This is a genomic window from Microbacterium sp. ANT_H45B (assembly GCF_008369345.1).
Taxonomy (GTDB): domain Bacteria; phylum Actinomycetota; class Actinomycetes; order Actinomycetales; family Microbacteriaceae; genus Microbacterium.
This window is the reverse complement of the sequence record NZ_VOBK01000003.1, coordinates 322,358-348,091: the sequence shown is the minus strand read 5'-3', so window position 1 is coordinate 348,091 and position 25,734 is coordinate 322,358. Positions and strand designations below refer to the sequence as shown.

At 69.6% G+C, this 25,734-nt stretch carries 22 protein-coding genes; 9 read left to right on the top strand and 13 right to left on the bottom strand.

From position 1 onward, the window contains the following. Positions 1 to 37: 37 nt before the first annotated feature. Genes treZ through FQ142_RS13850 form a run of 4 tightly spaced genes read right to left on the bottom strand, consistent with a single transcriptional unit; the run spans position 38 to position 6,631 of the window. Positions 38 to 1,798 (bottom strand): malto-oligosyltrehalose trehalohydrolase, encoded by a 1,761-nt coding sequence (gene treZ / locus FQ142_RS13865; protein WP_149423761.1) that lies wholly within the window; start codon positions 1,796 to 1,798, stop codon positions 38 to 40. Continuing rightward, complete coding sequence (gene treY, locus FQ142_RS13860) at positions 1,795 to 4,143, bottom strand: malto-oligosyltrehalose synthase (protein ID WP_149423760.1); 2,349 nt, start codon at positions 4,141 to 4,143, stop codon at positions 1,795 to 1,797. The genes treZ and treY overlap by 4 nt, the downstream gene beginning before the upstream one ends. Continuing rightward, entirely contained in the window at positions 4,140 to 6,350 is a 2,211-nt protein-coding gene (glgX, locus tag FQ142_RS13855; RefSeq protein WP_149423759.1) for a glycogen debranching protein GlgX, read from the bottom strand. The genes treY and glgX overlap by 4 nt, the downstream gene beginning before the upstream one ends. Next, positions 6,347 to 6,631 (bottom strand): hypothetical protein, encoded by a 285-nt coding sequence (locus FQ142_RS13850; RefSeq protein WP_149423758.1) that lies wholly within the window; start codon positions 6,629 to 6,631, stop codon positions 6,347 to 6,349. Before FQ142_RS13850 ends, glgX begins: the two co-directional genes overlap by 4 nt. 190 nt (positions 6,632 to 6,821) lie before the next feature. Between FQ142_RS13850 and thrC the strand changes: the two genes are divergently transcribed. Next, the gene (gene thrC / locus FQ142_RS13845) at positions 6,822 to 8,225 is read left to right on the top strand and encodes a threonine synthase (protein WP_149423757.1); all 1,404 of its coding nucleotides are present in this window, start codon (positions 6,822 to 6,824) and stop codon (positions 8,223 to 8,225) included. Positions 8,226 to 8,232: 7 nt separating this feature from the next. Here thrC and FQ142_RS13840 read toward each other — a convergent pair whose 3' ends face one another. Beyond that, positions 8,233 to 8,499: a thioredoxin domain-containing protein gene (locus tag FQ142_RS13840; protein ID WP_149423756.1), complete on the bottom strand. Its 267-nt coding sequence runs from the start codon at positions 8,497 to 8,499 to the stop codon at positions 8,233 to 8,235. A gap of 102 nt (positions 8,500 to 8,601) precedes the next feature. After that, a complete protein-coding gene (locus FQ142_RS13835; RefSeq protein WP_149423755.1) occupies positions 8,602 to 9,612 on the bottom strand; it encodes an FUSC family protein in 1,011 nt (336 codons plus the stop codon). 55 nt (positions 9,613 to 9,667) lie between these two features. On the opposite strand from FQ142_RS13835, the gene FQ142_RS13830 reads away from it, so the two are divergent. After that, positions 9,668 to 11,011 (top strand): M20/M25/M40 family metallo-hydrolase, encoded by a 1,344-nt coding sequence (locus FQ142_RS13830; RefSeq protein WP_149423754.1) that lies wholly within the window; start codon positions 9,668 to 9,670, stop codon positions 11,009 to 11,011. Between the two features lie 55 nt (positions 11,012 to 11,066). Then, a complete protein-coding gene (locus FQ142_RS13825; protein WP_149423753.1) occupies positions 11,067 to 12,521 on the top strand; it encodes an MFS transporter in 1,455 nt (484 codons plus the stop codon). Between the two features lie 2 nt (positions 12,522 to 12,523). Here the strand turns inward: FQ142_RS13825 and FQ142_RS13820 are convergent, their stop codons facing one another. The 6 genes from FQ142_RS13820 to FQ142_RS13795 form a co-directional block, all read right to left on the bottom strand. Further along, positions 12,524 to 12,769 (bottom strand): hypothetical protein, encoded by a 246-nt coding sequence (locus FQ142_RS13820; RefSeq protein ID WP_253385538.1) that lies wholly within the window; start codon positions 12,767 to 12,769, stop codon positions 12,524 to 12,526. Positions 12,770 to 12,921: 152 nt separating this feature from the next. After that, positions 12,922 to 14,091: an RtcB family protein gene (locus tag FQ142_RS13815; RefSeq protein ID WP_149423751.1), complete on the bottom strand. Its 1,170-nt coding sequence runs from the start codon at positions 14,089 to 14,091 to the stop codon at positions 12,922 to 12,924. Positions 14,092 to 14,367: 276 nt separating this feature from the next. Further along, positions 14,368 to 14,772 (bottom strand): VOC family protein, encoded by a 405-nt coding sequence (locus FQ142_RS13810; protein ID WP_149423750.1) that lies wholly within the window; start codon positions 14,770 to 14,772, stop codon positions 14,368 to 14,370. A 67-nt stretch (positions 14,773 to 14,839) separates the two neighbouring features. After that, positions 14,840 to 15,037: a hypothetical protein gene (locus FQ142_RS13805; RefSeq protein WP_149423749.1), complete on the bottom strand. Its 198-nt coding sequence runs from the start codon at positions 15,035 to 15,037 to the stop codon at positions 14,840 to 14,842. Between the two features lie 61 nt (positions 15,038 to 15,098). After that, a complete protein-coding gene (locus FQ142_RS13800) occupies positions 15,099 to 16,058 on the bottom strand; it encodes a DNA-3-methyladenine glycosylase family protein (RefSeq protein WP_149423748.1) in 960 nt (319 codons plus the stop codon). Positions 16,059 to 16,093: 35 nt separating this feature from the next. Then, positions 16,094 to 16,795: a winged helix-turn-helix domain-containing protein gene (locus FQ142_RS13795; RefSeq protein ID WP_056412574.1), complete on the bottom strand. Its 702-nt coding sequence runs from the start codon at positions 16,793 to 16,795 to the stop codon at positions 16,094 to 16,096. Positions 16,796 to 17,151: 356 nt separating this feature from the next. On the opposite strand from FQ142_RS13795, the gene FQ142_RS13790 reads away from it, so the two are divergent. The 5 genes from FQ142_RS13790 to FQ142_RS13770 all read left to right on the top strand — a co-directional run bounded on the left by FQ142_RS13790 (position 17,152) and on the right by FQ142_RS13770 (position 24,119). Further along, positions 17,152 to 17,430: a GNAT family N-acetyltransferase gene (locus FQ142_RS13790; protein WP_082539412.1), complete on the top strand. Its 279-nt coding sequence runs from the start codon at positions 17,152 to 17,154 to the stop codon at positions 17,428 to 17,430. Positions 17,431 to 17,495: 65 nt separating this feature from the next. After that, positions 17,496 to 17,963, top strand: a complete 468-nt coding sequence (locus FQ142_RS13785; protein WP_149423747.1) for a DIP1984 family protein — start codon at positions 17,496 to 17,498, stop codon at positions 17,961 to 17,963. Positions 17,964 to 18,292: 329 nt separating this feature from the next. Next, the gene (locus FQ142_RS13780; RefSeq protein WP_149423746.1) at positions 18,293 to 19,738 is read left to right on the top strand and encodes an MFS transporter; all 1,446 of its coding nucleotides are present in this window, start codon (positions 18,293 to 18,295) and stop codon (positions 19,736 to 19,738) included. Positions 19,739 to 19,847: 109 nt separating this feature from the next. Continuing rightward, a complete protein-coding gene (locus tag FQ142_RS13775; RefSeq protein ID WP_149423745.1) occupies positions 19,848 to 21,002 on the top strand; it encodes an exonuclease SbcCD subunit D in 1,155 nt (384 codons plus the stop codon). A gap of 54 nt (positions 21,003 to 21,056) precedes the next feature. Next, complete coding sequence (locus FQ142_RS13770; RefSeq protein ID WP_149423744.1) at positions 21,057 to 24,119, top strand: AAA family ATPase; 3,063 nt, start codon at positions 21,057 to 21,059, stop codon at positions 24,117 to 24,119. 93 nt (positions 24,120 to 24,212) lie between these two features. Here FQ142_RS13770 and FQ142_RS13765 read toward each other — a convergent pair whose 3' ends face one another. Continuing rightward, a complete protein-coding gene (locus FQ142_RS13765) occupies positions 24,213 to 24,770 on the bottom strand; it encodes a nucleoside phosphorylase (protein ID WP_149423743.1) in 558 nt (185 codons plus the stop codon). A gap of 111 nt (positions 24,771 to 24,881) precedes the next feature. Between FQ142_RS13765 and nadE the strand changes: the two genes are divergently transcribed. Next, the gene (nadE, locus tag FQ142_RS13760) at positions 24,882 to 25,700 is read left to right on the top strand and encodes an ammonia-dependent NAD(+) synthetase (RefSeq protein ID WP_149423742.1); all 819 of its coding nucleotides are present in this window, start codon (positions 24,882 to 24,884) and stop codon (positions 25,698 to 25,700) included. Positions 25,701 to 25,734: the final 34 nt, after the last annotated feature.

Sequence of the window (25,734 nt, the reverse complement as noted above, 5' to 3'; positions counted from 1 at the left end):
CATCGAGTGATCGACGCTGCGCTCAGCACTCCGGACCCTAGTCGGCCGGCCCGACGATCACCGCCGACTCGGAGGGGAGCACGATGGTCCGGGAGGCGATGCGCACAGGCGTGGTCTCGAGCAGCACCCGGGCGTCGGGCGCCAGCTCGAACTCGATCTCGCCGGCGGTCAGGTTCACCAGCACCGACACGTCGCCGCGATCGAGGCGGTACGCGCGGGCATCGGGTGCGGCGTCCTCGTGCATCACGGTCACACGGGTGTGCGCGAGATCGGGGTCGGTGAGATCAGGCAGTTCCCGGCGCAGCGCGATCAGTCGTCGATGAAGATCGAGCATGCGCGCCTGGCGGGGGCGGCCGAGCTCGTCCCAGTCGAGGTGCGAGCGCTCGAAGGTCGCCGGATCCTGCGGGTCGGGCACCTGGGCGGGGTCCCAGCCCATGCGCGCGAACTCGGCGATGCGACCCTCCGCGGTGGCCTTGGCGAGCTCCGGCTCCTCGTGCGAGGTGAAGAACTGCCAGGGGGTGGTCGCCCCCCATTCCTCGCCCATGAACAGCATCGGTGTGCCCGGCGCGGTGAGCGTGAGCACGGCGGCGACCGCGAGGCGATCCGCCGACAGCGATGCCGAGAGCCGGTCGCCCGCCGCGCGGTTCCCGATCTGATCATGGTCCTGGGTGAAGGTGACCAGGCGCCAGGACGGAACCTCGGCCGGCAGCGGATGCCCGTGCGCGCGGCCGCGGAAGGAGGAGTGGGTTCCGTCGTGGAAGAAACCGCTCTGCGACACCTTCGCGACGGCATCCGAGGCGGCGAAGTCGGCGTAGTAGCCCTCGGTCTCCCCGGTGAGGGCGACGTGCACCGCATGGTGCCAATCGTCCGACCACTGCGCGGTCAGTCCGTATCCGCCCTCGTCCCTGGGCAGGATGAGGGTGGGGTCGTTGAGGTCGGACTCCGCGATGAGGGTGAGCGGTCGGCCGAGCTCGGCGGCGAGAGCATCGACGCGTTCCGCCATCTCCTGGAGGATGTGCGGGGTCTGCTCGTCGTGCAGCGCATGCACGGCATCGAGGCGCAGACCGTCGACGTGGAAGTCGCGCAGCCACATGAGCGCGTTCTCGAGGATGTACTCGCGCACGGTCGGCTCGCTCAGATTCAGCGAGTCCCCCCAGGACGTGTTGTGCTCGCCGTCGCGCAGGTACGGACCGAACTCGGGAAGGTAGTTGCCGCTCGGGCCGAGATGGTTGTAGACGACGTCCTGGATCACCGCGAGCCCGCGGGCGTGCGCGGCATCGACGAGTCGCTGGTACCCGGCGGGCCCGCCGTAGCCCTCGTGGACGGCGTACCACAGCACTCCGTCGTATCCCCAGTTCCATCGTCCGCTGAACGCATTCACCGGCAGCAGTTCGACATGGGTGACGCCCAGGGAGACGAGGTGGTCGAGTCGTCCGATCAGCGCGTCGAGGGTCCCCTCCGGCGTGAAGGTCCCCACATGCAGCTCGTAGACGATGCCCCCGGCGAGCTCGCGCCCTGCCCAGTCGTCGTCCGTCCACTCGAACCGGGACGCATCGTAGAGCGCCGACGGTCCGTGCACGCCTCGGGGCTGTCGACGCGACCGCGGGTCGGGGCGCAGCATCGAGCTCCCGTCGAGCAGGAATCCGTAGCGCTCGCCTTCGGCCATCGCGACGTCGGAGCTCCACCACCCGTCGGGCTGTCCGTCACGGCTGAGATCGTGCTCCGAGATGGTCACGCAGGCCGGGGTGAGTCGGCGAAGCCGCACGGACTCGGCGCGCGGCGCCCAGACGGAGATCATCGGTCCTCCACCAGCAGGGCGACGGGGTACGTGTCGAGAAGCTCGGACAGGCGCACGGGACCCGCGGCGATCCGCCGCCCCGTCAGCACGTCGGTCGCGGGGATCTCACGCCGCAGCAGCACGGTGTCGCCCCACCCGCCCCGGTCGGCGAGACCGACGGGAAGGCGGGTCGCGACGGCGAGGACGCCACCGCGATCGACGGCGACGGCGTGCGCGGACGCCTCACCCGCCACGGTGCCGGGGCGGTAGCCGTCGAAGAGCTCGGGGTGGTCGCGGCGCAGGCGCAGCGCGCGCGAGGTGACGAGCATCTTCGCGGCGCCCGAGTCGTCGATCGGAGGGAGTACGCCGCGTACGGCATCCGCATCCATCCGGCGCAGGAGGTCGGCGCGCGCGCCGAAGTCCACGGGCCGCCGATTGTCCGGATCGACGAGGGAGTGGTCCCACAGCTCGGTGCCCTGGTAGACATCGGGGACGCCGGGGGACGTGAGCTGCAGGAGCTTGGCGGAGAGGGAGTTCACGCGTCCGGCATCGACGATCTCGGCCACGAAGGCGTCGAGCACCTCGCGGGCGGAACCCTCGGTGGCCTCCGCGATCGCGATGACGCCCTTCTCGAAGTCCTCGTCGGGATGCTGCCAGGCGGTGGACTCGGCGGCCTCGCGGGCGGCTTTGAGCCCGTACTGGCTCATCCGCTCGGCGGTGATCGGCCAGGCGCCGACCGCCGCCTGCCAGAGCAGCGCGTCGAGGGGGCCGTGTCCGGTGGAGGCGATGCTGCGGAGCTCCGCGAGGACCTCGGCCCAGCGCCCCGGAACCTCGGCGAGCACCGAGAGCCGCGCCCGGACATCCTCCGACCGCTTGGTGTCGTGGGTCGACAGAGCCGTCAGCGAGTGCGGCCACGACGCGAGTCGCGCGCGCTGGGCGTCATGGAAGGCCTCGACCGTGATCGAGGCGATCGACGGATCGCCGCCGACCTCGGTGAGGGTGCCGAGGCGCGTATGGCGGTAGAAGGCGGTGTCCTCGACGCCCTTCGCCATCACGGCGCCGGTGACCTGCGGGAATCGCTCGGCGATCTCGAGGCCGGTGTCGACGAGCAGGGGAGCGAGCTCGGCGATCGCGGTCGCGAGGTCGGGCCGCCGGGCGGCCGCATCGTCCAGTGCGTGCTGCAGATGCTCGCCTCCCGCAGGCAGGTACGCGCGATACACGGGGAAGCTCGCGATGATCTCGGCGAGCGCCTCCTCGGCGTCCACGACGCCGAACGGCAGGGCGCGCACCAGACGTCGCACTTCGGACCGCAGCAGCTCGTCGGCGATCATCCGCTTCGTCGAGTGGATGAGATCCTGCCAGGATGCGGCGGGCGGGAGACCGGAGTCCTCCCGCAGGCGTGCGTCGAGCTCGTCGAGCGCGCGCACGCCGTCGCCGTCGATCAGCACGCGGTCGAACTCCACGAGGGCGTCGTATCCGGTGGTGCCGTCGGTGCGCCACCACGAGGGCAGCTCCTCGCCGGGCTCGAGGATCTTCTCGACGACCGTGTAGGCGGCGCCGGTCGCGTCCGCGAGGCGCTCCAGGTAGGTGCCGGGGTCGACGAGCCCGTCGGGGTGGTCCACCCGCAGGCCGTCCGCCAGGCCCTCGGTGATCCACCGCACGATCTCCCGATGGGATTCCTCGAAGACGTCGGGGATCTCGACGCGGATGCCGGCGAGCTCGGAGACCGCGAAGAAGCGGCGGTAGTCGAGGTCGGTGTTCTGGTCCTCCCAGAAGCGCAGTTCGTAGTTCTGGGCGTCGAGGAGGGTGGGGAGATCGTCCGCGAGGTCGGCGGTGCCGGGGGCCAGCGGAAGCTCGTGGTCGAAGTAGTGCAGCGTGCCGTCGGGGGCGTCGTCTGCGGGGGTGGTGTCGATCGTGATCTCACCGGCGGCGAGCACCTCGGCGGGCGACGAGCCGAGGATCGGCAGCCGCACCCGACCCGCCGACACCCGCCGGTCGACGTCGAAGGCGATCGCATGCCGCGACGAGGTGCCGAGGCGCAGCAGATCCCACCACCAGTGGTTCGCGCGCGGCAGAGCCACGCCGACGTGGTTCGGCACGATGTCGACGAGGATGCCGAGACCCGCCGCGCGCGCCGCAGCGGCGAATCGCGTCAGGCCCTCCGGCCCTCCGCGCTCCGGGTCGACACGGGAGTGATCGACGACGTCGTACCCGTGATCGGATCCGGGCACCGCTGCGAGCAGCGGCGACAGATACGCCCACGACGCGCCGAGGTCGGCGAGATATCCCGCCGCCTCCGCCGCATCGTCGAGGGTGAACCCCTGTCGGATCTGCAGCCGGTACGTCGAGAGAGGTCGTCGCGTCATCGAGGCAGCTCCGGGCTCGGTGCGGGCGCCGGGGCCTCCGCGCGTTCGGTCTGGATGCGCAATGACGCCTCCACGGAATCGTCGGTGGGCACCTCGGTCTGGTCGACCTCGCGCAGCACCAGCATCGAGTGGGCCTCGAGCGTCACCGGGGCACCGGCGTCGATCGCGGGTCCGCCTGCGCGATCGCCGGCGGTGTCGATGGCGACCTCCCAGGCACGACCGTGCCGGTCATCGGGGAGCACCGCGTCGATCGCATCCGCTCCGCTGTGGAAATAGACGAGGAAGTTCTGATCCGACACGGGGCGACCACGACGATCCTTCTCGCGGATGCCCTGTCCGTTCAGGAACATGCCGATCGCGAGCCCGAAGCCCGAATCCCAGTCCTCCGGCTCCATCCGACCGCCGTCGGGGCGCAGCCAGACGACGTCCGGCACGCGCTCGCCGTCCTCCGACCGCACAGGGCGTCCGTCGAAGAATCGGCTGCGCCGGAAGGTCGGGTGCGCACGACGCAGCCTCGCGACGGCGGCCGTGAACTCGACGAGGGGTCGATCCGCGGCCTCCCAGTCGATCCAGGTCAGTTCGTTGTCCTGCGCATAGCCGTTGTTGTTGCCGTGCTGCGTGCGTCCGAGTTCGTCGCCGTGGGCGATCATGGGCACGCCCTGCGACAGCAGCAGGGTGGCCAGGAAGTTGCGCTGCTGCCGGGCGCGCACCCGGTTGATGCTCTCGTCGTCGGTCGGTCCTTCCACGCCCTGGTTGCTCGAGCGGTTGTGCGACTCCCCGTCGTTGTTGTCCTCGCCGTTGGCCTCGTTGTGCTTCTCGTCGTACGAGACGAGGTCACGCAGCGTGAACCCGTCGTGCGCGGTGACGAAGTTGATCGACGCGACAGGGCGACGGCCCGAGTGCTCGTAGAGGTCGGCCGAGCCGGTCAGCCTCGACGCGAACTCGCCGAGGGCCTGCGGCTCCCCGCGCCAGAAGTCGCGCACGGTGTCGCGGTACTTGCCGTTCCACTCGGTCCACTGCGGGGGGAAGTTGCCGACCTGGTAGCCGCCGGGGCCGACGTCCCACGGCTCGGCGATGAGCTTCACCTGAGAGACGATCGGATCTTGCTGCACGAGCTCGAAGAACGCCGCGAGCCGGTCGACGTCGTAGAACTCCCGCGCGAGGGTCGACGCGAGGTCGAAGCGGAAGCCGTCGACGTGCATCTCGGTCACCCAGTACCGCAGCGAATCCATGATGAGCTGCAGCGCGTGCGGGTTGCCCGCGTTGAGGCTGTTCCCGGTGCCGGTGTAGTCGGTGTAGTAGCGACGGTCCTCTTCGAGCCGGTAGTAGGCCTCGTTGTCGATGCCTCTCATCGAGAGCATCGGGCCCATGTGGTTGCCTTCGGCGGTGTGGTTGTACACCACGTCGAGGATGACCTCGATGCCCGCCGCGTGCAGCGCGCGCACCATCGCTTTGAACTCCTGCACCTGCTGGCCGTGCTCGCCGCTGGAGGCGTAGTCGTTGTGCGGGGCGAAGAAGGCGAGCGTGTTGTAGCCCCAGTAGTTCGAGAGGCCCTTCTCCTGCAGCGTCGAGTCGTTCACGAACTGATGCACCGGCATGAGTTCGAGTGCGGTGACCCCGAGGTGCACCAGGTGCTCGATGACCGACGGGTGCGCGATCGCCGCGTAGGTGCCGCGCAGCTCCTCGGGGACGTCGGGATGCAGCTGGGTGAGCCCCTTGACGTGGGCCTCGTAGATCACGGTCTGCGCGTACGGCGTCTTCGGGAGGCGGTCGCCGGCCCACTCGAAGAAGGGGTTGATGACGACGCCCTTCGCCATCGTGGCGGCCGAGTCCTCGTCGTTGCGCGAATCGGGGTCGCCGAAGGTGTAGCCGAAGAGCGGCTGGCCCCAGTCGATCTGACCCGACACGGACTTGGCATACGGGTCGAGCAGCAGCTTGTTCGGGTTGAAGCGCTGACCCTGCGCGGGATCGTACGGGCCGTGCACGCGGTACCCGTAGAGCTGGCCCGGCTGCACGGACGGCAGGTAGCCGTGCCACACGAACGCGTCGACCTCGTCGAGCGGCACCCGCTCCTCGGTGCCCTCGTCGTCGAACAGGCACAGCTCGACCTTCTCGGCACCCTCGCTGAACAGGGCGAAGTTCGTGCCCTGACCATCGAAGGTCGCGCCGAGCGGGTAGGGGGATCCGGGCCAGACGTCGTGGCTCACTGCGCGTGCCGCATCGCGACTGCACGGTGCAGAACGGTCTGAAGAGCATCGTGGAAGTCGTGCACTTGCGCCACCTCGTCGGCTTTCGGGTAGGGGTGGCCGACGTAGCAGACGAAGACCGGATGGACGTGTTCGATGTAACCTATCGGGCCGTCGTGCATGACGACGTAACGATCGAGGTCGACGCGCTCGTAGAGGGGCTCGACCGGAGTCGTGGTTCCCTGTGAAGCCTGGTCCTGCGGGGACTCCCGGTCATGTGCGGCATGGGTCTTCGCAGTCATGATGGCTCCTGATTCTCTTGATGCTCTCACGATAGGAGCGGGGGCGAATCTGGGATATCCCATTGCCAGCGGAGCGATCACGCGCTATGTCTCGAGTCGTGCCCGCGCGCCCGTGGCCGACCCGTGAAATCAGGGCGGTCGTACCTGCGACAATGGAGTTCCCGCGCCGATCCCGAACCGAGGAGCTTCCGTGCAGTACATCTCCACCCGAGGCGGCATGCAGCCGCTGCCGTACTGCGAGACGCTGCTCGAAGGACTCGCCCCCGACGGCGGTCTCGCGGTGCCCGAGACGATGCCGACGGTCGACGGCGAGACCCTCGAGCGCTGGCGCGCACTGACCTATCCGCAGCTCGCGACCGAGGTGCTGGGTCTCTTCGCCACCGACATCCCCCGCGCCGACCTCGCGCGCATGACGGCGGCGGCCTACGAGCCGTTCCCCGAGGCGGTCGTGCCGCTGCGGGCGATCGACGACGACCTCACCCTGGTGGGGCTCTCGGAGGGGCCGACGCTGGCGTTCAAGGACATGGCGATGCAGTTCCTCGGCCAGGTCGTCGAGTACGCGCTCGAACGCAAGGGCTCGGTGCTGAACATCCTCGGCGCGACCTCGGGAGACACCGGATCTGCGGCCGAGCACGCCCTGCGCGGCAAGGATCGCATCTCGGTCTTCATGCTGTCGCCGAAGGGACGCATGAGCGCGTTCCAGCGTGCGCAGATGTTCTCGCTCGACGATGAGAACATCCACAACATCGTCGTCGACGGCGTGTTCGACGACTGCCAGAACCTCGTCAAGAAGCTCGCGGGCGACCTCGATTTCAAGCGCGCGCAGAACCTGGGCGCAGTCAACTCCATCAACCTCGCGCGCATCACCGCGCAGGTCGTCTACTATTTCTGGGCCTGGCTGAGGGCGACGGACGTCGGCGGATGGACCGAGGTCTCGTTCACGGTGCCGTCGGGCAACTTCGGCAACATCCTCTCCGGGTTCTTCGCGAAGCAGATGGGGCTGCCGATCCGTCGCCTCGTCCTCGCCGCGAACGAGAACAACGTGCTCGACGAGTTCTTCCGCACCGGGGTCTACCGTCCCCGCAGCGCCGCGCAGACCCTGGCGACCTCGAGCCCCTCGATGGACATCTCGAAGGCGTCGAACCTCGAGCGCTTCATCTTCGAGCTGGTGGGGCGAGACGCCTCGCGCGTGGTCAGCGCCTGGAAGGACCTCGACGACAAGGGGCACTTCGACTTCACCGCGGACCTCTCGCGGTTCATCGAGGAGTTCGGCATCGTGAGCGGCACCTCGACGCACGCCGACCGGCTCGCCACGATCGAAGCGGTCTACGACGCCTCGGGCGACATCATCGATCCGCACACCGCCGACGGCGTCAAGGTCGCGCGGGAGTACGTCGAGCCCGGAGTGCCGATGCTGGTGCTCGAGACCGCGAAGCCGCAGAAGTTCGCCGAGACGATCCGTGAGGCGATCGGTGTCGAGCTCGAGTACCCGTCGGAGCTGCGCGCGATGCTCGATGCCCCGCAGCGCACCACCGAGATGGCCGACGACGAGCACGAGCTGCGCGCGTTCATCGAGGCGAACGCGCTGCGCTGACCGGCGCTCAGGCCGGGAGGGCCTTCACCGCCGCGGTGAGGACCTGAGGCACGGTCGGCACGCCCTCGGCGCGGAACACCTCGGCGCCGGACGCATCGCGGATGATGACGGTCGGTGTGAAGCGGATGTCGAAGGCGTCGGCCGCATCCGGTTCGCGGGCGACGTCGATCTCGGTCACCGTCGCGTCCGGCAGGAATCGCACGGCATCCGCGAGAACCGCGCGCGTGCGGGAGCAGGCTCCGCAGAACGCGGATGTGACCAGCATCAGTTCCATCGGGCTCCTTCTCGATCCTCCCGGTGCAACCGATCGGCGCGGTGCGGTGTTCCCGGGTGTGGTGTTCCCGGGTGTGGTGTGCCCGCCTGCGGAGAGCCGCGGTCAGGGGGCTGCGGGGGCCGCTCGGGGATGCAGTACTCCCGAGGCCGCGCCGAGCGCGGCACCCACCAGGGTGTCGATGATCCGCTCCCCGGCGACCTGCATCGATCCGATCTCGCCGGTCGCCGCGCCGGTGAGCAGCAGCACCAGCGGAGTGATGAACACGAGCGCCAGGGCGTAGTTGCGCACCACCACGAGCTCGATCGTGAACTGGAGGGCGCCCAGCAGCAGCGCCAGCCAGAGACCTGACGGATGCAGCAGCGCGAGCAGTGCATACACGCCTGCTCCGACCACGGTGCCGAGCATCCGGTGCAGTCCTCGCTGCAGGGCGGCGCGACGAGCGGCCGCGACCCCGACCACGGCGACCGCGGAACCGACGATCCAGTAGGTCCGTGTCGGATCGATGAGCAGGCCCAGCAGCACGCCGAGGACCGCGACGATCGCCACGCGCAGCACGAGCATGCGTGTGTCGGCCGTGAACGCGGGGCCGGGTAAGAGCCGTCGCAGCGGGGTCGCGGGGACCGCCCGTGCGCGGGGGAGGAGCAGCGGCGCCATCGCGACCGCGTAGGAGAACGTGCAGCCTGCCGCGAGCGCCGCGATGTAGCCGGTCGGCGGGATCGGCGAACTGGCGATCACGTGGGCGGAGAGACCGAACACCAGCACGAAGAACAGCGGTCCGGGCGGGCCGAGGCGGAACCCGAACGAGAGAGCCGCGCCGACGATCGCGACGACGACCACGCCGATGCTCACCAGCCACGGGCTCGCGGAGGCCAGGACGCCGAGAAGGGCGCTGACGATGAGGCCGGCGGCCACGAACGGCAGGATCCGCGCCCGATCCCGCACCGGCGCGGCGCCCGCGAAGAGCACGGTGAAGGCCCCGGACGCCGCGATGTACCCGAGCGACGGCGCGCCGAGCACGGTCATGACGGCGATCGGGACGGCGATGCCGAGAGCGGCCTGCGTCGCCAGGTGCCAGCGCGGACCGCGCGTGGGGGCCAGAGCGAACAGACTCATCCCTCCATTGTCTCGCGCCTCGCTCGCCGCCCGTGACACGGAGGCCGGCGATACGATGGCCGACGTGACCGCACCCCGCCCCGGAATCGCCGAGCGCCTCGCGCAGATGATCCAGCTGCCGACCGTCTCGGCAGAACTCGAGCAGCGGGGAACCGGTCCGTTCGAGGACTTCGTGGCACTGATCGCCGAGCTCTACCCGCTCGTGCACGAGCGGCTCGCCGTCGAGAGGCACACCGAGTTCGGACTGCTCTTCCACTGGGCGGGCGGCGGCACCGCGCCCGGTGGCCCCGTGGTGCTCATGGCCCATTACGACGTCGTGCCGATCGACGAGAGCGACGAGTGGACGCACCCGCCGTTCGCCGGTGTGATCGCCGACGGTCTCGTGCACGGGCGGGGCGCACTCGACGACAAGGGACCGCTGCTCGTGGTGCTCGAAGCGGTCGAGAACCTCCTCGCCGAGGGCGTCGTGCCCGCTCGCGACGTCTATCTCTCGTTCGGCGGCAATGAGGAGACGTACGGAGATGCCGCCCGGGAGATCGCCCGCTCGTTCCGCGAGCGCGGCATCGTGCCCTGGCTCGTGGTCGACGAGGGCGGCGCCGTCGTCGACGCTCCGCTGCCGTTCGTCCCTGGGCGCGCCGCCATGATCGGGGTCGGGGAGAAGGGCCTGATGACCCTCACGCTCTCGGCGCGCGGCGACGGCGGGCATGCGTCGGCGCCTCCGACGCGCACGGCCGTCCGCCGGATCGCCCGAGCTCTCGAGCGTCTGGGGCCGTCGACGTTCCGTCCCCGCCCGTCGAGGGCCGTCGGTCGGATGCTGTCGCAGCTCGGGGCGCAGACCCCGGGGCCGGCAGGTCATCTGCTGAGACTGCTGGGATCCGCGCCGTGGCTCACCGGCCGCCTGTTCGCCGCTCTCGGCGGCGAGTCTGCGGCTCTCGTGCGCACGACGGTGGCACCGACCATGCAGTCCGGCGGCACGGCCGCGAACGTGCTCCCGTCGCAGGCATCGGCGACCCTCAACCTGCGGATCGCGCTCGGGGAGACGCCCCAGCAGGCCGTGCTGCGGGTCCGCAGGCGCATCCGCGATCCGCTCGTCACCGTGACGGTCGAGGAGGCGAGTGCTCCGTCGCCCGAGTCCGCGACCGACAACGCCCAGTTCGCGCTGCTGGCCGATGCGCTCGCGGTGTCGCATCCGGGGGTCGCAGCGGTGCCGTACGTGATGATGGCGGCGACGGATTCGAGGCATGTCCATCGCTTCGCGCCCGCCGTCTACCGCTTCGCACCGTTGGATATGTCGAACGCGCAGCGCGCGTCGATCCACGGGGTCGATGAATACGTCGAGATCGCAGCACTCGAGCGGGGGGAGCGGTTCCACCGCGCCCTCATCCTCGGGCTAGGGTGATCTCACCCCGCCGGGTGCTCGAGCGCCCGGTCATCCCTTTCCTCGAGGAGCCGCGATGACGCGCAGCCGCACTCTGGGCACTCTGGCCACGGTCGTCGGGTTCCTGGCGTTCGTGGAATTCACCAGCGGCGTCCTGCAGGGCTATTACACGCCTATGCTCACCGACATCGCTCGTCATCTCGGCATCCACGACGCCGACGTCAACTGGCTCGAAGGCACGCAGCTCATGCTGTCGGCGCTCGTCGTGCCCGCGTTCGCGAAGCTCGGCGACATGGTCGGCCACAAGCGGATGCTGCTGATATCCACCGCGCTGACCGCCGCGGCAGCCCTGGTGCTGCCCTTCACCGACTCCTTTCCCGTGTTCCTCATCGGCTGGACGCTGATGGGCTTCTACGTCGTGTGGCTGCCGCTCGAGATTGCGCTGATCTGGTCGCGCTCGCGGCGCATGGAGGGACGGTCGTCGATCACGGCGAAGGCGGCAGGACTTCTCGTCGCGGCGCTCGAGGGCGGTGCCATCATCGGAGCGCTGGTCGGCGGGGCTCTCATCGACGTGCTGCCGCTGACGGTCGTGCTCCTCATCCCGGCCGTGCTCATCGTCGTCTGCTTCTTCGTCATCCTGTTCGGGGTGAAGGAATCGCCCGACCCGACAGGCGGCGTCTTCGACACCGTCGGCGTCGTGCTCATCTCGATGGCGCTGATCTGCTTCACCGGTGGCCTCAGCCTGCTGCGCCTCGAGGGCGGACTCGTGAACCCGTGGTCGTGGGCGGTGGTGCTCCTCGGCATCCTGCTCGTGATCCCCTTCGTGCTCTGGGAGCTGCGCTGCGAGGATCCGCTCATCGACGTGCGCATGTTCCGCTCGCCCGCGCTCGGCCCGGTGTTCCTCACCGCCGGACTGTTCGGCGTGAGCGTGCTCGGAGCCCAGGCGCCGCTGTCGACATTCGCCCGCACCGACCCCGGCGAGTACGGCTACGGGTTGGGCACGACCGGGTTCGCGACCTCCCTGATCATCGGGCTGTATCTGATCGCGATGATCGTCGGCGCCCTGCTGTTCCCGGTGATCGCGCGGGTGCTCACCCCGCGGGTGACTCTCATGGGTGCGTCGCTGCTCGTGGGCATCGGCTTCCTCCTCTTCCTGCCGTTCCATGACTCGTATCTGCAGGTCGTCACGAACATGGCCGTCGTCGGACTCGGATCGGGTGCGCTCGTGGCGGCTCTTCCCGCGGCGGCCGCCTCGGCCGCGCCCGCCACCCAGACCGGCGTCGCGACGGGACTCACGAACTCGGTCAAGACCGTGGGCGGGGCGATCGCGTCGTGCGTCTTCGGCATCGCGCTGCTGAACGGCGTGAGCGGAGCGGTCGAGGGCACGGCCGGATCCTTCGCCGGCTACATCACGGTCTGGGTGGTCTGCGGTGTCACCGCACTCGTGGCGGCCGCGATCCTCGTGTTCGTCCCGAAGCAGGCGTTCACCGACCGGGCGGACGCCGAGGCGGTCGCCGCCCCGATCGTCTGACGTCAGTCGCGGTCGAGGCCGAAGGTGCGCTTCACGACGGCCTGCATGTCACGATCGAGCCCGTCGATGCGCGAGTTCACCGCGTCGAAGCGGGCGTTCATCTCGTTGCGGAGCCCGCCGACCTCCCCGCGGAGTCCGCCGATCTCGGCCCGGACGACGCGGATGAAGAGCGTCGAGACGACCGTCAGCATGCCGAGCATGAGCGCGGTGAAGCACCCGATCATCGTCCAGATCTGAGCGTCGTTCATGAGGTGCACCGTGTCATCCTCGCATCGTTCCAGACGGCGCGTCGGGATCGACGTCGCTGTATACCGTCATCCCATCTTGCGGGGAGAACTGTCGCGACAGCACAGCTGTGCAGGAGGAGCCGACGACGATCGTCCACCGGCTCCTCCTCCGTTCAGTCGCCTTTGACGTTGACGAGCTGGTGCAGCGTGTGCCGGATCGACACCAGACCCGCGGCATCCGCCATGACCCGATCGATCGGCTTGTACGCCTGCGGGATCTCGTCGATGAAGGCGCTGGTGTCGCGGAACTCGATGCCGGTCATCGCCTCGCGCAGCTGCTCGTGCGAGAACGTGCGGCGCGCCGCGGACCGCGAGAACTCTCGCCCGGCGCCGTGCGGCGAGGAGTTCAGCGACTGGGGGTCGCCGAGCCCTTCCACCACGTACGACGCGGTTCCCATCGATCCGGGGATCAGCCCGGGGCGCCCGGCATCCGCCTGGATCGCACCCTTCCTCGACACCCAGACCTGCGCGCTGTAGTGCTTCTCCGACTCGGTGAAGTTGTGGTGGCAGTTGATGCGCTCCTGCTCATCGACCGGCGTGCCGAGGAACTCGGACACCTGCCGTGCGACGCGGTCCATCATCTCCTCCCGGTTGAGCAGCGCGAAGTGCTGCGCCCACCGCAGCTCGCTGATGTACCGGGTGAATTCTGGTGTGCCCTCGACCAGGTATGCCAGATCGCGGTCGGGAAGGTCGATCCACCACTGCTTCGCGAGTCTCTGCGCGACGGCGATATGGTGTCCCGCGATCCTGTTGCCGACGCCGCGGGACCCCGAGTGCAGGAACAGCCAGACCCGGTCGAGCTCATCGACCGACACCTCGATGAAGTGGTTGCCGGAGCCGAGCGTTCCCAGCTGCAGGCGCCAGTTCTCGGCGTACGTCGCTGGGTCGAATCCGCTCTTCTCCGCGAGCGCCTCGAGCTCGGCGATGCGCGGAGCGGCGGTCGCGACCACCTTGTTGTTGTAGCGGCCGGCGGACAGCGGGATGGCGCGTTCGATCTGCTCGCGCAGCTCCGCGAGGGCACGCCCCTGTAGGTCGCTCCTCGTGAACTGGGTGCGGACGGCGATCATGCCGCAGCCGATGTCGACGCCGACGGCAGCGGGAATGATCGCGCCGAGCGTCGGGATCACCGAGCCGACCGTCGCTCCCTTGCCGAGGTGGGCATCGGGCATCAGTGCCAGGTGCGGGTGGATGAACGGCATGCGAGCGGTGGTGTGCGCCTGATCGAGTGTCTTCTCGTCGATCATCGACGCCCACGAGAGCAGCCGTGCGGAGAGCCTCTCCATGATTCCCTTCCTTGTGGATGGTCAGCCACAGGCTCGGGGATCTCGTGAGAAACAGAAATGCCCCGGACCTGACGGTGCGGGGCATGCGAACAGCGGATGCTGTCACACGGCGCGCGCCGGAGGGTACGACTCATAGCGGTCATTGCGCTTCGACTGAAGCGGCAAGACCGCGATGAAGGGGAACGTCCGCAGGGCGGTCATCCGTCGTCTCCTCGGCGTGATCGCGGCGCGCGATCGGCGCAGCGCTGTCACACTATGCCGCGACACGCCCGGGCGTCAAGCGGACCCGCGCGGCGGGTTGTGCATGAACTCGACCCTGATGCCGTCGGCATCCTCGACGAAAGAGGCGTAGTAGCGGTCCGTGTACCGCGGGTATTCCTTCGGATCGCGGACAGAGGACCACCCCGCCGCCAGGGCCACCTCGTGCAGCCTGTCGACCTCGTCGCGCGACGCGACCGCGAATGCCATGTGCTGCCAGCCGACGCGTCCGTGACGGTGCGGGCCCGAGCTCTCGTCCCACGCGTACAGGATGATCTCGGTCTCTTCGCCGTGATGCCACGAGAGGGAGTGGTCGTCCTCCCCGCCGCTCTCGTATCCGAGAGCCGTCAGCACGGGATGGAACTGCGCCCTCGCGCGTACGAGGTCGTCGACGGTGATGCCCAGGTGATCGAGAAGCGCCATGCGACCAGTCTTGCAGCAGGTTTCGGCGTCGCGCCAGGGGCGCGCAACCGGGCGCACCCGAGGGCGGTCAGAGCTCGATGCCGTGGTCCTCGTCGTTGACCCCGGCGTTGCGTCCGCGGCGGGACTCGTAGCCGATGAACCAGCCGAGCCAGATGATCGCCGCGAGCAGGACGCCGAGCCAGACGTTCTGGAAGATCAGACCGATCACGATCCCGAGGATCAGGAGTCCTGCGGTGACGAGCAGGCGGAGAGCAGTGCGGGACATGGCCTCAGCCTAGAGGTGATCGAGCCACGAGCCGATCAGTCGCGGCGCGGTACGTGCGGGGTCAGCGAGAGCGGTGGTCCTCGGGCGAGAGCCGCGGGCCACGGCGCGGCTCGCTGACGCCGCTCGCGAAGATCAGCCGGATCACCCGCTGCCGGTGACCGGACCACGGCGCGAGGAGCTCGAGCATCCCGTCGTCGTCGGTCCGGTGCCCGGTGAGTGCGTACCCGACCTCATGCGCCAGGTGGTAGTCGCCGACGCTCACCGCATCGGGGTCGCCGAGCGCTCGGAGGCGGGTCTCGGCGGAGGTCCACACCCCGACGCCGGGCAGGCTGGTGAGGATGCGGTCACGGTCGGCGCCGTCCTGCGCGGCCCGCAGGGCGCGGGAGATGCTCTCGGCCCGTTCGGCGACCCGGACGATCGTCTTCGACTGCGGCGGCTGCACGCCCGCCCGATGCCACTCCCACGAGGGGATGCGCCGCCACTGCTCCGCCGTCGGAGCGGCGAACATCGGTCGCGGGGTCGGGCCCGGTGCGCGCTCGCCGTACTTGGTGACGATCAGACGCCAGGCGCGGAACGCCTCGAGCCCGGTGACCTTCTGCTCGAGGATGGCGCACGCGAGAGCGTCGAACACCACGTCGGTGCGAGACAGACGGATGCCGGGGGAGCGGCGGGCGACCTCGGCGATGAACGGATGATGCGACGGATCGAAGCCCGACGGATCATCGTCGGCCCCGCACAGCCGCGGCACCGCATCGAGAGCGTGATCCGCGCCGCAGCCCCATGCGCTCGCCCTGATCTCGCCGCCCCGTGCTCGGAGCGCGACGGTCGCGGGGCCGGACGGGGTGCGCACCGCGCGCCAGATGACGGGGCCGTCGTGCACCATCGTCGGGTCGCCAGGGCCGCGTCGCAGCATCCCCACCGTCGCGCGCAGATCGAGCGGCGCGGAAGGTCGGTAGACGCTCTCTCGCGGATGCTCCCGAGAGGCTGCGCCGGCAGCTCCGGCATCCGCGGTCAGGGTCATGCCGCCCACCATACGTGGCGGGACTGACACTCGGATCAGAAGCGGTCGGGCGAGGGCGTTCCGTGGCCGTAGCGGATGACGACGTCGGCGTGACGGTCGAAGCGGTAGCCGATGCCGCGCACGGTGCGGACGATGTCCTCGTAGCGGCCGAGCTTGGCGCGCAGTCGCCGCACGTGCACGTCGATCGTGCGCTCCCCCGGGGTCTCGTCGTCCTGAGCCTGCCACAGGGCGGAGACGAGCTCGCTGCGCTCGATCGTGCGTCCCTCTCGGAGCACGAGGTACTGCAGCAGCTCGAACTCCTTGTAGGTGAACGCGGCGGACTCGCCGTCGATCAGCACGCGCTTGCGGGAGATGTCGACCACGACACCGCCCTCCTCGTCGGTGATGTCCTCTTCGGCCGCCGCCTTCGTGCGTGCGATCGCGCCGGGCTCGTGCAGCGCCAGACGGACGACGTCGAGGTCGCGGCCCCCCGATCCGTGTGGGGCGAGGGCGACGGTGGCGTGCGTCTCGGCCCCCGGCGCCAGTTCGGCGAGGGTGCGGCGCAGGGCATCGACGAGGAGCGGAAGGCTGACGCCTGCTTCGGCCGCCTTGATCTCGTCGAGACCGACGTAGAGGGCGAAGCCGCGGGGCGATCGGACGGCGGGAAGATCCGCGTCGAGCGGTGCGGCGACAGGAGCCTGCGGGGCGGGGCGTGCGGAGGTGGCGACGGGACGCTCGAGAAGTGCGATGTTCGACATGATGATGAAGTCCTCAGGACGTGAGCCGGAGAGAGGCTCTGATGCGTTGCATGAATGACCGGGCGAGCCGGGAAGCGAGCAAGGGTGGGTGCTCGGAGACCAGTCCTCGCAGATCGCGAGGAGTCAGGTCAGACGGAGTGGCTGTTCGTTCAGCGACACATTCGGCAACACATGCCAACGCGACCGGGCATCATCATCCCGGCAGTCCTGTTCGCCTCCTGGGCGGACGAAGGGCTTGCGTTGGTAGTCATGGGGGGATTATGACCGAAGAAGTCCGCGCGTGTCAAAACGGCCGTCGGTGCGGGCGGCGGGCTTAACGTGGGAGTGTGACCTCCTCCAGCCTCGCAGCCGGCTTCATGCTCACCGACGAGAAAGACGCCTCGCGATACTCGTTGACGCGAGACGGCCAGCTCGTCAGCGTCCTCGACTATCGCGACGACGGACACACGATCGCGCTGACACGGGCCTTCACGATCCCGACTTTCCGCGGACACGGCTACGCAGCGGTCGTCGTCGAGGGTGCGGTCGCCGACATCGAGCAGCGCGGGGACCGCAAGGTCGATGCCGTGTGCTGGTACGTCTCGGACTGGTTCGAGGCGCACCCCGAGCACGCCTCGCTCCTGCGGGTGCGCTGAGGCGTTCGTGCGACGCTCGCCGTGTGACGCTGTGTTACACGACGGCGCCCTGACAGGATGAAGGCATGAAACTCGCCGAGGCCCTCGCCGCCCGTGCCGATCTGCAGCGTCGTATCGAGCAGCTGCGTGCCCGCATCACCGCGAACGCCAGGTATCAGGAGGGCGAGGAGCCGGCGGAGGACGCGGTGGCCCTCCTCGCCGAGGCCGATGCCGCCCTCGTGCAGCTGCGGGATCTGATCCGCCGGATCAACGCGACCAACGCGGCGCTCGACCTCGGTGCGGACGGGACGATGACGGATGCGCTCGCCGCGCGCGACGTGCTCCGACTGCGGCACTCGCTGCTGGCCGACGCCGCCGCTGCGGCATCCGGGGCGAACGACCAGTTCCTCCGGCAGATGCGCTCGGAGCTGCGGCAGATCTCCGCGCTCCCCGTCGCCGAGCTGCGCTCGCGCGCGGACGCCGTCGCGCAGGAGCTGCGAGAACTCGACAATCGGATCCAGCAGGCGAACTGGCTGCATGAGCTGAAGGAGTAACGAGCGGAAGTCGGTAGTCACGACGAGGCGGGCACACCCCCAGCCGGAGGGGCAATTCCGGCACATGTCGGGCGGAGGGCAGCCCTGATTCGCATCGCGCAGCCCCGCACCCCGCACATGTGACCGCGCATCGCGCATGTCGCATCACCACGTGCCGATCATCGTGACGAGGGTGGGTCAGGGGACCTTCCGCTCGCAGTCGCCGAGTCTCACCTCGGGTATCATGGATCTTCTGCTCAGCCCCGTCGGCTGAGGTGGTCAGGCGCTCGCAGCGTGCTGGTCCGAGGCTCGAAACCTCCGGCATCGTCCCCGACACCGGAGGTTCTTCCATGTCATCGTCCTTGCGCGCCCGCCCCCAGACCAGATGGTGGGCGCTCGCCGTCATCTCCCTCACCCAGCTGATCGTCGTGCTCGACGGCACCATCGTCAGCATCGCCCTCCCGCGCGCCCAGGCCGCTCTCGGCCTCAGCGACGGCCAGCGGCAGTGGGTCGTCACCGCCTACGCCCTCGCGTTCGGCGCGCTGCTGCTGCTCGGCGGTCGCATCGCCGACTACCTCGGCCGCAAGCGCACGTTCATGATCGGCATGGTCGGGTTCGGCGCGGCATCCCTCTTCGGCGGGCTCGCGCAGCAGGGATGGGAGCTCATCCTCGCGCGTGGTCTGCAGGGCATCTTCGCGGCGCTCCTGGCCCCGGCGGCGCTCGCTCTGCTGACCGTCACCTTCCCGTCCGGGCGGGAGCGCAACACCGCGTTCGCGGTCTTCGGAACGGTCGCGGGAACCGGCGCAGCCATCGGACTGCTGCTCGGCGGATTCCTCACCGAGTTCACCGACTGGCGCTGGTGCCTGCTGGTCAACCTCTTCTTCGTCGCGGTCGGTCTCGTCGGCGGTGCGCTCTTCCTCACCGAGAGCCGTGCCGAGGGAGACAACCGCTACGACGTCTGGGGCGCGATCACCGTGACCCTGGGCCTCGGAGCCCTCGTCTACGGATTCAGCCTCGCGGAGATCGGTTGGGGTGATCCTCTGACGATCACGTTCCTCGCTCTCGGCGTCGTGCTGCTCGGCGTGTTCGTGTGGGTCGAGAGTCGGGTCGCGCAGCCGCTGCTTCCGCTGCGCGTGGTGGCGGATCGCGTGCGCGGCGGTGCGTTCCTGATCCAGGGGGTCGCCGGAGCGATCATGATCGGGTCGACGCTCTACCTGACCTTCCACCTCCAGTTCGTGCTCGGCATGGGCGCTCTGCCTGCAGGGGCCGCGACGCTTCCGCTACCGATCGCCACGATGATCATCGCCCCCATCGCCACGACGCTCCTCGCCGTGATCGGCCCGCGTCCGATGCTGATCGTGGGACCGCTGATCGCCGCGGCCGGTCTGTTCCTGCTCTCGGGAATCACCCCGGACGGCGCCTACCTCGTGCAGATCGCCCCGGCGCTCGTGCTCCTCGGAATCGGCATGGGGTTCGTGTTCATCCCGCTGCAGAACGTCGCGCTGACGGGAGTCGCGCCGCACGACGCGGGCGTGGCATCGGCCGTCACCAACTCCGCGATGCAGATCGGCGGGTCGATCGGCCTGTCGGTGTTCACCGCAGTGTACGCGGCATCCGTCGGCGGGCTCGCGCAGGCGGACCTGTCCGCCCGGCAGCTGACCGACGCGTACGGCTGGATCTTCATCGTCGCGTCGATCTTCATGGTCGCCGCCGCCGTGATCGCCGCCCTGATGATCCGCACCACGAAGGACGTGCCGGCGCCGGTGCGTCCGGGAACGTCCGTCGGCGCCCGCTGACGCGCTCGTGGCGCCCGTTCCCGACCGGATCCGAAGAGATCGACGGCCAGGAACGGGCGCTGCGGCACGCCTCGGACCGAATGTCGGTGGCACTTCGTAGCGTGTGAGTATGCGAATCCTGCACACCTCCGACTGGCACATCGGCCGCACCTTCCATGGCAACTCGACCATGGACGCGCTGGCCGAGGTGCTCGAGGCGCTCACCGAGCAGGTGCGGGAGAACGCGGTCGACGTGGTGATCGTCGCGGGCGACGTCTTCGACTCCGCGACCCCCGCGGGCGCCGCGTACACACTGCTCGGTGACACTCTGGTCGCGCTGCACGAGACGGGCGCACGGGTGATCGTCACGAGCGGCAACCACGACTCCGCCGCTCGCCTCGGATTCCAGGCACGCCTGCTGCGCGACGGGATCCACGTGCTCACCGATCCCCGCGCCATCGGCACCCCGGTGACGCTGACGGATGCGGACGGTACGGTGCAGTTCTACGGCATCCCGTACCTCGAACCCGCGATCGTCCGTCAGCACTGGAGCGGGGTCGAGCTGCGCACACAGGCGCAGACCCTCGCCCACGCGATGGATCTGGTCCGCGCGGGCATGGCCGAGCACCCCGGTCGGTCGGTCGCGATCGCCCACTGCTTCTCCGCCGGCGTCGACGCCACGATCGGCCTCGAGCGCGAGGTGAGGCAGGGCGGTCTCGACGTCGTGCCGCTCTCGGTGTTCGACGGCCCCGACTATGTGGCGCTCGGGCACATCCACGGACGCCAGCAGATCAGCGAGCGCGTGCGCTATTCGGGTGCGCCCCTGCATTACAGCTTCGGCGAGCAGAGCAAGCCGCGCGGGTCGTGGATGGTCGATCTCGACGCGGCAGGTCTGGCTTCGGTCACGTGGCTCGATCTGCCGGTGCCCCGCCGACTCGTGACGCTCACAGGCGCGCTCGACGAGATCCTCTCCGGCGAGAATGTGGCAGCGCACGCCGACGACTGGGTGTGCGCCGTCTACACCGACTCCCTCGCCCAGACCGAGCCCATGCGGCGTCTGCGCGAGCGCTACCCGCACTGCGCCATGGTGATGCACCAGCCTGCCGAGACCGATCGGGTGATCGAGCGTTCGTACGCCGACCGTCTGCGCGGTGCGGTCACCGACCCCGAGCGCATCGAGGCCTTCCTCGAGCACGTCCGCTCCGGACATGGGCCGACCGAGCGCGAGGGCGAGCTGATCCGAGAGGTGCTCGACGACCGCGTCCGTGCCGACGCGCTGATCTGATCCGGCGATGAACTCCCACCACGACGACGTCCGGACGGCGACGAGGACCCTCTGATGCAGCTGCACCGTCTCGAGGTCGAGGGATTCGGCCCCTTCCGTGCGCGTCAGCTGGTCGATTTCGACGTCTTCGCCGACGACGGCATCTTCCTGATCGCCGGACGTACCGGAGCCGGCAAGTCCAGCATCCTCGATGCCGTGTGCTTCGCGCTCTACGGCGGCGTCCCTCGGTACGAAGGCGGTGAGAAGAGGCTCAGGAGCGACCACTGCGAACCCGATGACGTGACTCAGGTCGTCGTCGAGTTCAGCACCTCGGCCGGCCGCTACCGGGTCACGAGGTCTCCGGAGTACGAGCGGCCCAAGAAGCGCGGGGGAGGGCTGACGGTCCAGCCCGCAGCCGTGCAGCTCGACGTGCTCGTCGGCGGGGAATGGATCGGCCTCGCGGCCAAAGAGCGCGAGGCCGCATACGAGCTCGATGAGATTCTTCAGTTGAGCCGGGAACAGTTCCTGCAGGTGATCCTGCTGGCCCAGAACCGGTTCTCGGAGTTCCTGCTCGCCGGCAGCAAGGATCGCCAGGCACTGCTTCGACGGCTGTTCGGCACCGAACGCTTCGAAGACGTGCAGGCGCGGTTCGACGAGAGGCGCAGAGAGGCGGAACGCGCGCTCGGTTCCCGCCTGGCGACGGTGGCCGCACGTCTCGACGAGGGCGAACGGATCGTGGTCGCCGCTGAACTCGGCGGCGAGCCCGCCGCTGAAATCGGCAGTGAACCCGCCGACGAACTCGGCGGTGAGCTCAGCGGTGAGCGCGTCGGCGGGATCGTCGACGGTGGGGGAGATCCCGCCGAGTCCGTCGCGGTGGCGGGAACCACACAGGAGCGCCTGGCTCGACTGCGTCAGGCGAAGGCCAGAGCCGACTACCGGGCCGAACGCCGCGTGGCTGAGCATGCCGAGGCCGAGAGGCTGTCGAGCGCTGCCGATGCCGCGCTCTCGGCTCTCCGCGACGACCAGCGCGCACAGGTCGAGCGCGATCGGGCACGGGCGGCGCTCGCGCGCCTCGACGCCGAAGAACCCCAGATCGCCCAGGCGCGCTCCGAGTGGGAGAACGCGAGAGCCGCCGAGATCCTGCGTGCGCCGATCAATGCGGCGGCGACGGCGGTGGCGGCGTCGGCACTCGCCCGAGATGCGGAATCGCGCGCGCGCACGGCCTGGGAGGCGTACGGTATCGATGCGCCGGACCTCGCGGAGTGGGCGGAGGAGCGCACCAGGCAGACCGGGTCCTGGGAGCGCGCATCGCAGTGGGAACTCTCGGCACCGGAGCTCGATGCCGAACTCGTGGCTGCGAGGGAGGACCTCGACGCCCTCCTCGCCCGCAGGGAGGAGAGCGAGGAGGAGCGGCGGGCCGTGCCCGCCCGACTCGAGGAACTCACGATCCAACGCGATGAGGCCAGGCGCCTCGCCGACCGTGCCGACGACTTCGCATCCGCGGAGCGTGCGGCGGCGGACCGTCATGCGGCGGCACTCGATGTGGTGCGTCTCGACGCCGAGCTCGTCGTCGCCGATCGCGCCCTCGCCGACGCCAGCGCCGTGCTGGCCACCGCGCAGTCGACGCTCGCGCAGCTGCGGCAGCGCCGTCTCGACGGGTTCGCCGGAGAGCTGGCGACCGCGCTGCACGAGGGCGAGGCATGCCCTGTCTGCGGTTCGCTCGAGCACCCGGCACCGGCCGAGCACGCCGACCCCGTCTCTGCCGAGGACATCGATCGGGCCGAGGCCGAACGCGACCGCCTGGCCGAGCGGGAACGCACCGCGAGCGATGTCGTGGCGTCTCTCCGTCTCGCGCACGCGGCGGCTCTCACGAAGGCCGACGGTCGTGACGTCGACACCGCCGCCTCCGAGCAGGCGCAGGCGGCGCACGCCCTCGCCCAGAGTCGATCGGCGGCGGAGCGCGTACGCCAGCTGGAGGAGCACCGTGACGCACTGACCGAGCGGATCCGTCGCCTCGATGAGGAACGCGAGGCCGACGAGGCGTCTCTCGCCTCTGCGCGCGAGACGCACGCTCTGCTGACCCAGCGGGTCGACGAGACGCGGGCGGCGATCGCGGAGGCCCGCGGGGGCTTCGCAACGGTGGCCGAGCGCCTGGCCGCGACGATCGCCGAGGTGGCGGCGGCGCATGCCCTGATCGAGGCCGCGGCCGAACGCACGCGCCGTGACGAGACGGCATCGACCGCGACCGCCGAACGGGATGCGGCGATCGAGGAGTCCGTGTTCGACGACGTGGCGTCGGTCGAGCGAGCGCTGCGCTCAGCGTCGGATCAGCAGGCGCTGGAGGCTCGGATCACCGCCCACTCCGTGCGGCGGGAGAAGGAGCGGGAGATCCTCTTCGACCTCGAGCTGCGCACGTTGCCTGAGGAGCCCATCGACCTTCAGTCCGCCGAGCAGGAGTCGCAGGCGGCACGGCGACGATGGACGACGGCCGTCGATGAGGCCAGCCGCGCGACCGCGATGGCCGAGCATCTCGGGGCAGCGATTGACGCGGCCGCGTCGGAGCACGCACGCACGGCCGACGATGCCGCGGAATACGAGGTTCTCCGCGATCTCGCCGACACCATCGCGGGACGCGGGGCGAACACGCGCAAGATGACGCTCGAGACCTTCGTCCTCGCCGCAGAGCTCGAAGAGATCGTCGACGCGGCCAATCGTCGCCTCGGCGACATGTCGACCGGACGCTATCAGCTCCGCCACTCCGACGCTCTCGCAGCGCGCGGGGCGGCTTCAGGTCTCGGGATCGTCGTCTTCGACGCCTTCACCGGGCAGACGAGGCCCGCGCAATCGCTCTCCGGAGGCGAGACCTTCCTGAGCTCCCTGGCTCTCGCTCTCGGCCTCGCCGAGGTCGTCACGGCGCGGGCGGGCGGCATCCGTCTCGACACCCTCTTCATCGACGAGGGGTTCGGCTCGCTCGACGGCGGCACCCTCGAGGTCGCCATGCGCACCCTCGACGAGCTCCGCCAGGGCGGACGCACGGTCGGGGTCATCAGCCATGTCGAGGCGATGCAGGAGCAGATCCCGGCGCAACTCCGGGTGCGCGCCACCTCGGAGGGGCCCAGCATCATCGAGTCGCGCTGACTCCAGCGTCATCGAGTCGCGCTGACTCCAGCGCCATCGAGTCGCGTTGATGTGCGCGCCACGGTGGCGGGCGCGTGCGCTCAGTGCATGTCGTCAGACGCCGTACTCGCGACGGATCACCTCGCGCAGCTGCACGCTGCACCGCGCGATGGCCTCGCGGAAGTCGACGAGAGCGCCGTCCTCCGCGCGATCGGAGATCGCACGGAAAGCCCGGATCGGCACGCCGAACTGCTGAGCGACCCAGATGTAGGCGTAGGTCTCCATATCGACCAGCCCCGCACCGGACGGGCGGATGACGGCGGTGATCCCGGCATCGCCGACGAAGCTGTCACCGGTTGCGATCAGCACGCCCTCCCGACCGGTCGACACCCGGGCGGGGAGCGATACGTGCTGGCCGGCGACGCCGTCGAGGTCGAACACATCGTGCTGCAGAGCGCTGCCGATCTCGTGCACGGTGGCCTCGAGGTCGGGGTCGATGCCGCCCGCGGTGCCGACCACCACCACCTCGGAGTACTCGGCGGCGTCGAGCGCGCGTGTGAGCGCGTAGACGGCCTGCATCTTGCCTTCTCCCGTCACGAGCCGTTCGAATCCCTCGAGGTCCTCCGGGAAGGCTGCGAGTTCGGAGGCCATGGCTGCGACGAGAAGTTTCACCCCGCCATCCTGCCAGGTGGATCGCGGGGCGCGAAGCCGTGCGCGTGCGCTCGGTTCATCCCGATGTAACACTGGAGGAGGATACTGACGTCGAGTAGACCGGAGGAACACGTGTCCCTGCAGAAGCAGATCTCTGAAGCACTCGGTGTCGTGGCCGAGATCGACCCCGAGGTCGAGGTGGAGCGCCGTGTGCAGTTCCTCGTCGACTACCTCGGTGCGACCGGCGCGAAGGGGTTCGTCCTCGGTATCTCCGGCGGCCAGGACTCCACCCTCGCCGGCCGGCTCGCCCAGATGGCGGTCGAACGCGTGCGAGCCGAGGGAGGCGAGGCGAAGTTCCTGGCCGTGCGGCTGCCGTACCGGGTGCAGAAGGATGCCGACGACGCCGTGGCCGCGCTCGAGTTCATCGCTCCGGACGCGTCTGTCGAAGTGAACATCCAGAACGGCGTCGACGGCGTCGAGGAGGACATCGAGTTCGCCGTCACCAGTGACATCAGCGACTTCAACCGCGGCAACATCAAGGCCCGGGTGCGCATGGTGACGCAGTATGCGCTCGCCGGCCACGACGGGCTCCTGGTGATCGGCACGGATCATGCCGCCGAGGCGGTCACCGGCTTCTACACGAAGTTCGGAGACGGTGCCGCCGACATCCTGCCCCTCTCCGGCCTGAGCAAGCGCCAGGGGCGCTCGCTGCTGCTGCGTCTCGGGGCCCCCGATCGCCTCGCCTTCAAGGTGCCGACCGCCGACCTCCTGGACGGTCAGCCCGGCCGCGCCGACGAGGACGAGCTGGGGCTCACCTACGAGCAGATCGACGATTTCCTCGAAGGGCGGCAGGTGGACCCCGACGTCGCAGGACGGATCGAGTCGCGCTACCTCGCCACCCAGCACAAGCGAAGCCTCCCGGTCACTCCTGACGACACCTGGTGGCGCTGACGCCGGCTCGGTCGTGATCCCGTGTCGGACGCCG

Bases quoted from the DNA above. Each gene is read 5' to 3' on its own strand.
- treZ (WP_149423761.1), bottom strand. From the start codon at position 1,798: ATGATCTCCGTCTGGGCGCCGCGCGCCGAGTCCGTGCGGCTTCGCCGA.
- treY (WP_149423760.1), bottom strand. From the start codon at position 4,143: ATGACGCGACGACCTCTCTCGACGTACCGGCTGCAGATCCGACAGGGG.
- FQ142_RS13850 (WP_149423758.1), bottom strand. From the start codon at position 6,631: ATGACTGCGAAGACCCATGCCGCACATGACCGGGAGTCCCCGCAGGAC.
- FQ142_RS13840 (WP_149423756.1), bottom strand. From the start codon at position 8,499: ATGGAACTGATGCTGGTCACATCCGCGTTCTGCGGAGCCTGCTCCCGC.
- FQ142_RS13835 (WP_149423755.1), bottom strand. From the start codon at position 9,612: ATGAGTCTGTTCGCTCTGGCCCCCACGCGCGGTCCGCGCTGGCACCTG.
- FQ142_RS13830 (WP_149423754.1), top strand. From the start codon at position 9,668: ATGGCCGACGTGACCGCACCCCGCCCCGGAATCGCCGAGCGCCTCGCG.
- FQ142_RS13825 (WP_149423753.1), top strand. From the start codon at position 11,067: ATGACGCGCAGCCGCACTCTGGGCACTCTGGCCACGGTCGTCGGGTTC.
- FQ142_RS13820 (WP_253385538.1), bottom strand. From the start codon at position 12,769: ATGAACGACGCTCAGATCTGGACGATGATCGGGTGCTTCACCGCGCTC.
- FQ142_RS13815 (WP_149423751.1), bottom strand. From the start codon at position 14,091: ATGGAGAGGCTCTCCGCACGGCTGCTCTCGTGGGCGTCGATGATCGAC.
- FQ142_RS13810 (WP_149423750.1), bottom strand. From the start codon at position 14,772: ATGGCGCTTCTCGATCACCTGGGCATCACCGTCGACGACCTCGTACGC.
- FQ142_RS13805 (WP_149423749.1), bottom strand. From the start codon at position 15,037: ATGTCCCGCACTGCTCTCCGCCTGCTCGTCACCGCAGGACTCCTGATC.
- FQ142_RS13800 (WP_149423748.1), bottom strand. From the start codon at position 16,058: ATGACCCTGACCGCGGATGCCGGAGCTGCCGGCGCAGCCTCTCGGGAG.
- FQ142_RS13795 (WP_056412574.1), bottom strand. From the start codon at position 16,795: ATGTCGAACATCGCACTTCTCGAGCGTCCCGTCGCCACCTCCGCACGC.
- FQ142_RS13790 (WP_082539412.1), top strand. From the start codon at position 17,152: ATGCTCACCGACGAGAAAGACGCCTCGCGATACTCGTTGACGCGAGAC.
- FQ142_RS13785 (WP_149423747.1), top strand. From the start codon at position 17,496: ATGAAACTCGCCGAGGCCCTCGCCGCCCGTGCCGATCTGCAGCGTCGT.
- FQ142_RS13780 (WP_149423746.1), top strand. From the start codon at position 18,293: ATGTCATCGTCCTTGCGCGCCCGCCCCCAGACCAGATGGTGGGCGCTC.
- FQ142_RS13775 (WP_149423745.1), top strand. From the start codon at position 19,848: ATGCGAATCCTGCACACCTCCGACTGGCACATCGGCCGCACCTTCCAT.
- FQ142_RS13770 (WP_149423744.1), top strand. From the start codon at position 21,057: ATGCAGCTGCACCGTCTCGAGGTCGAGGGATTCGGCCCCTTCCGTGCG.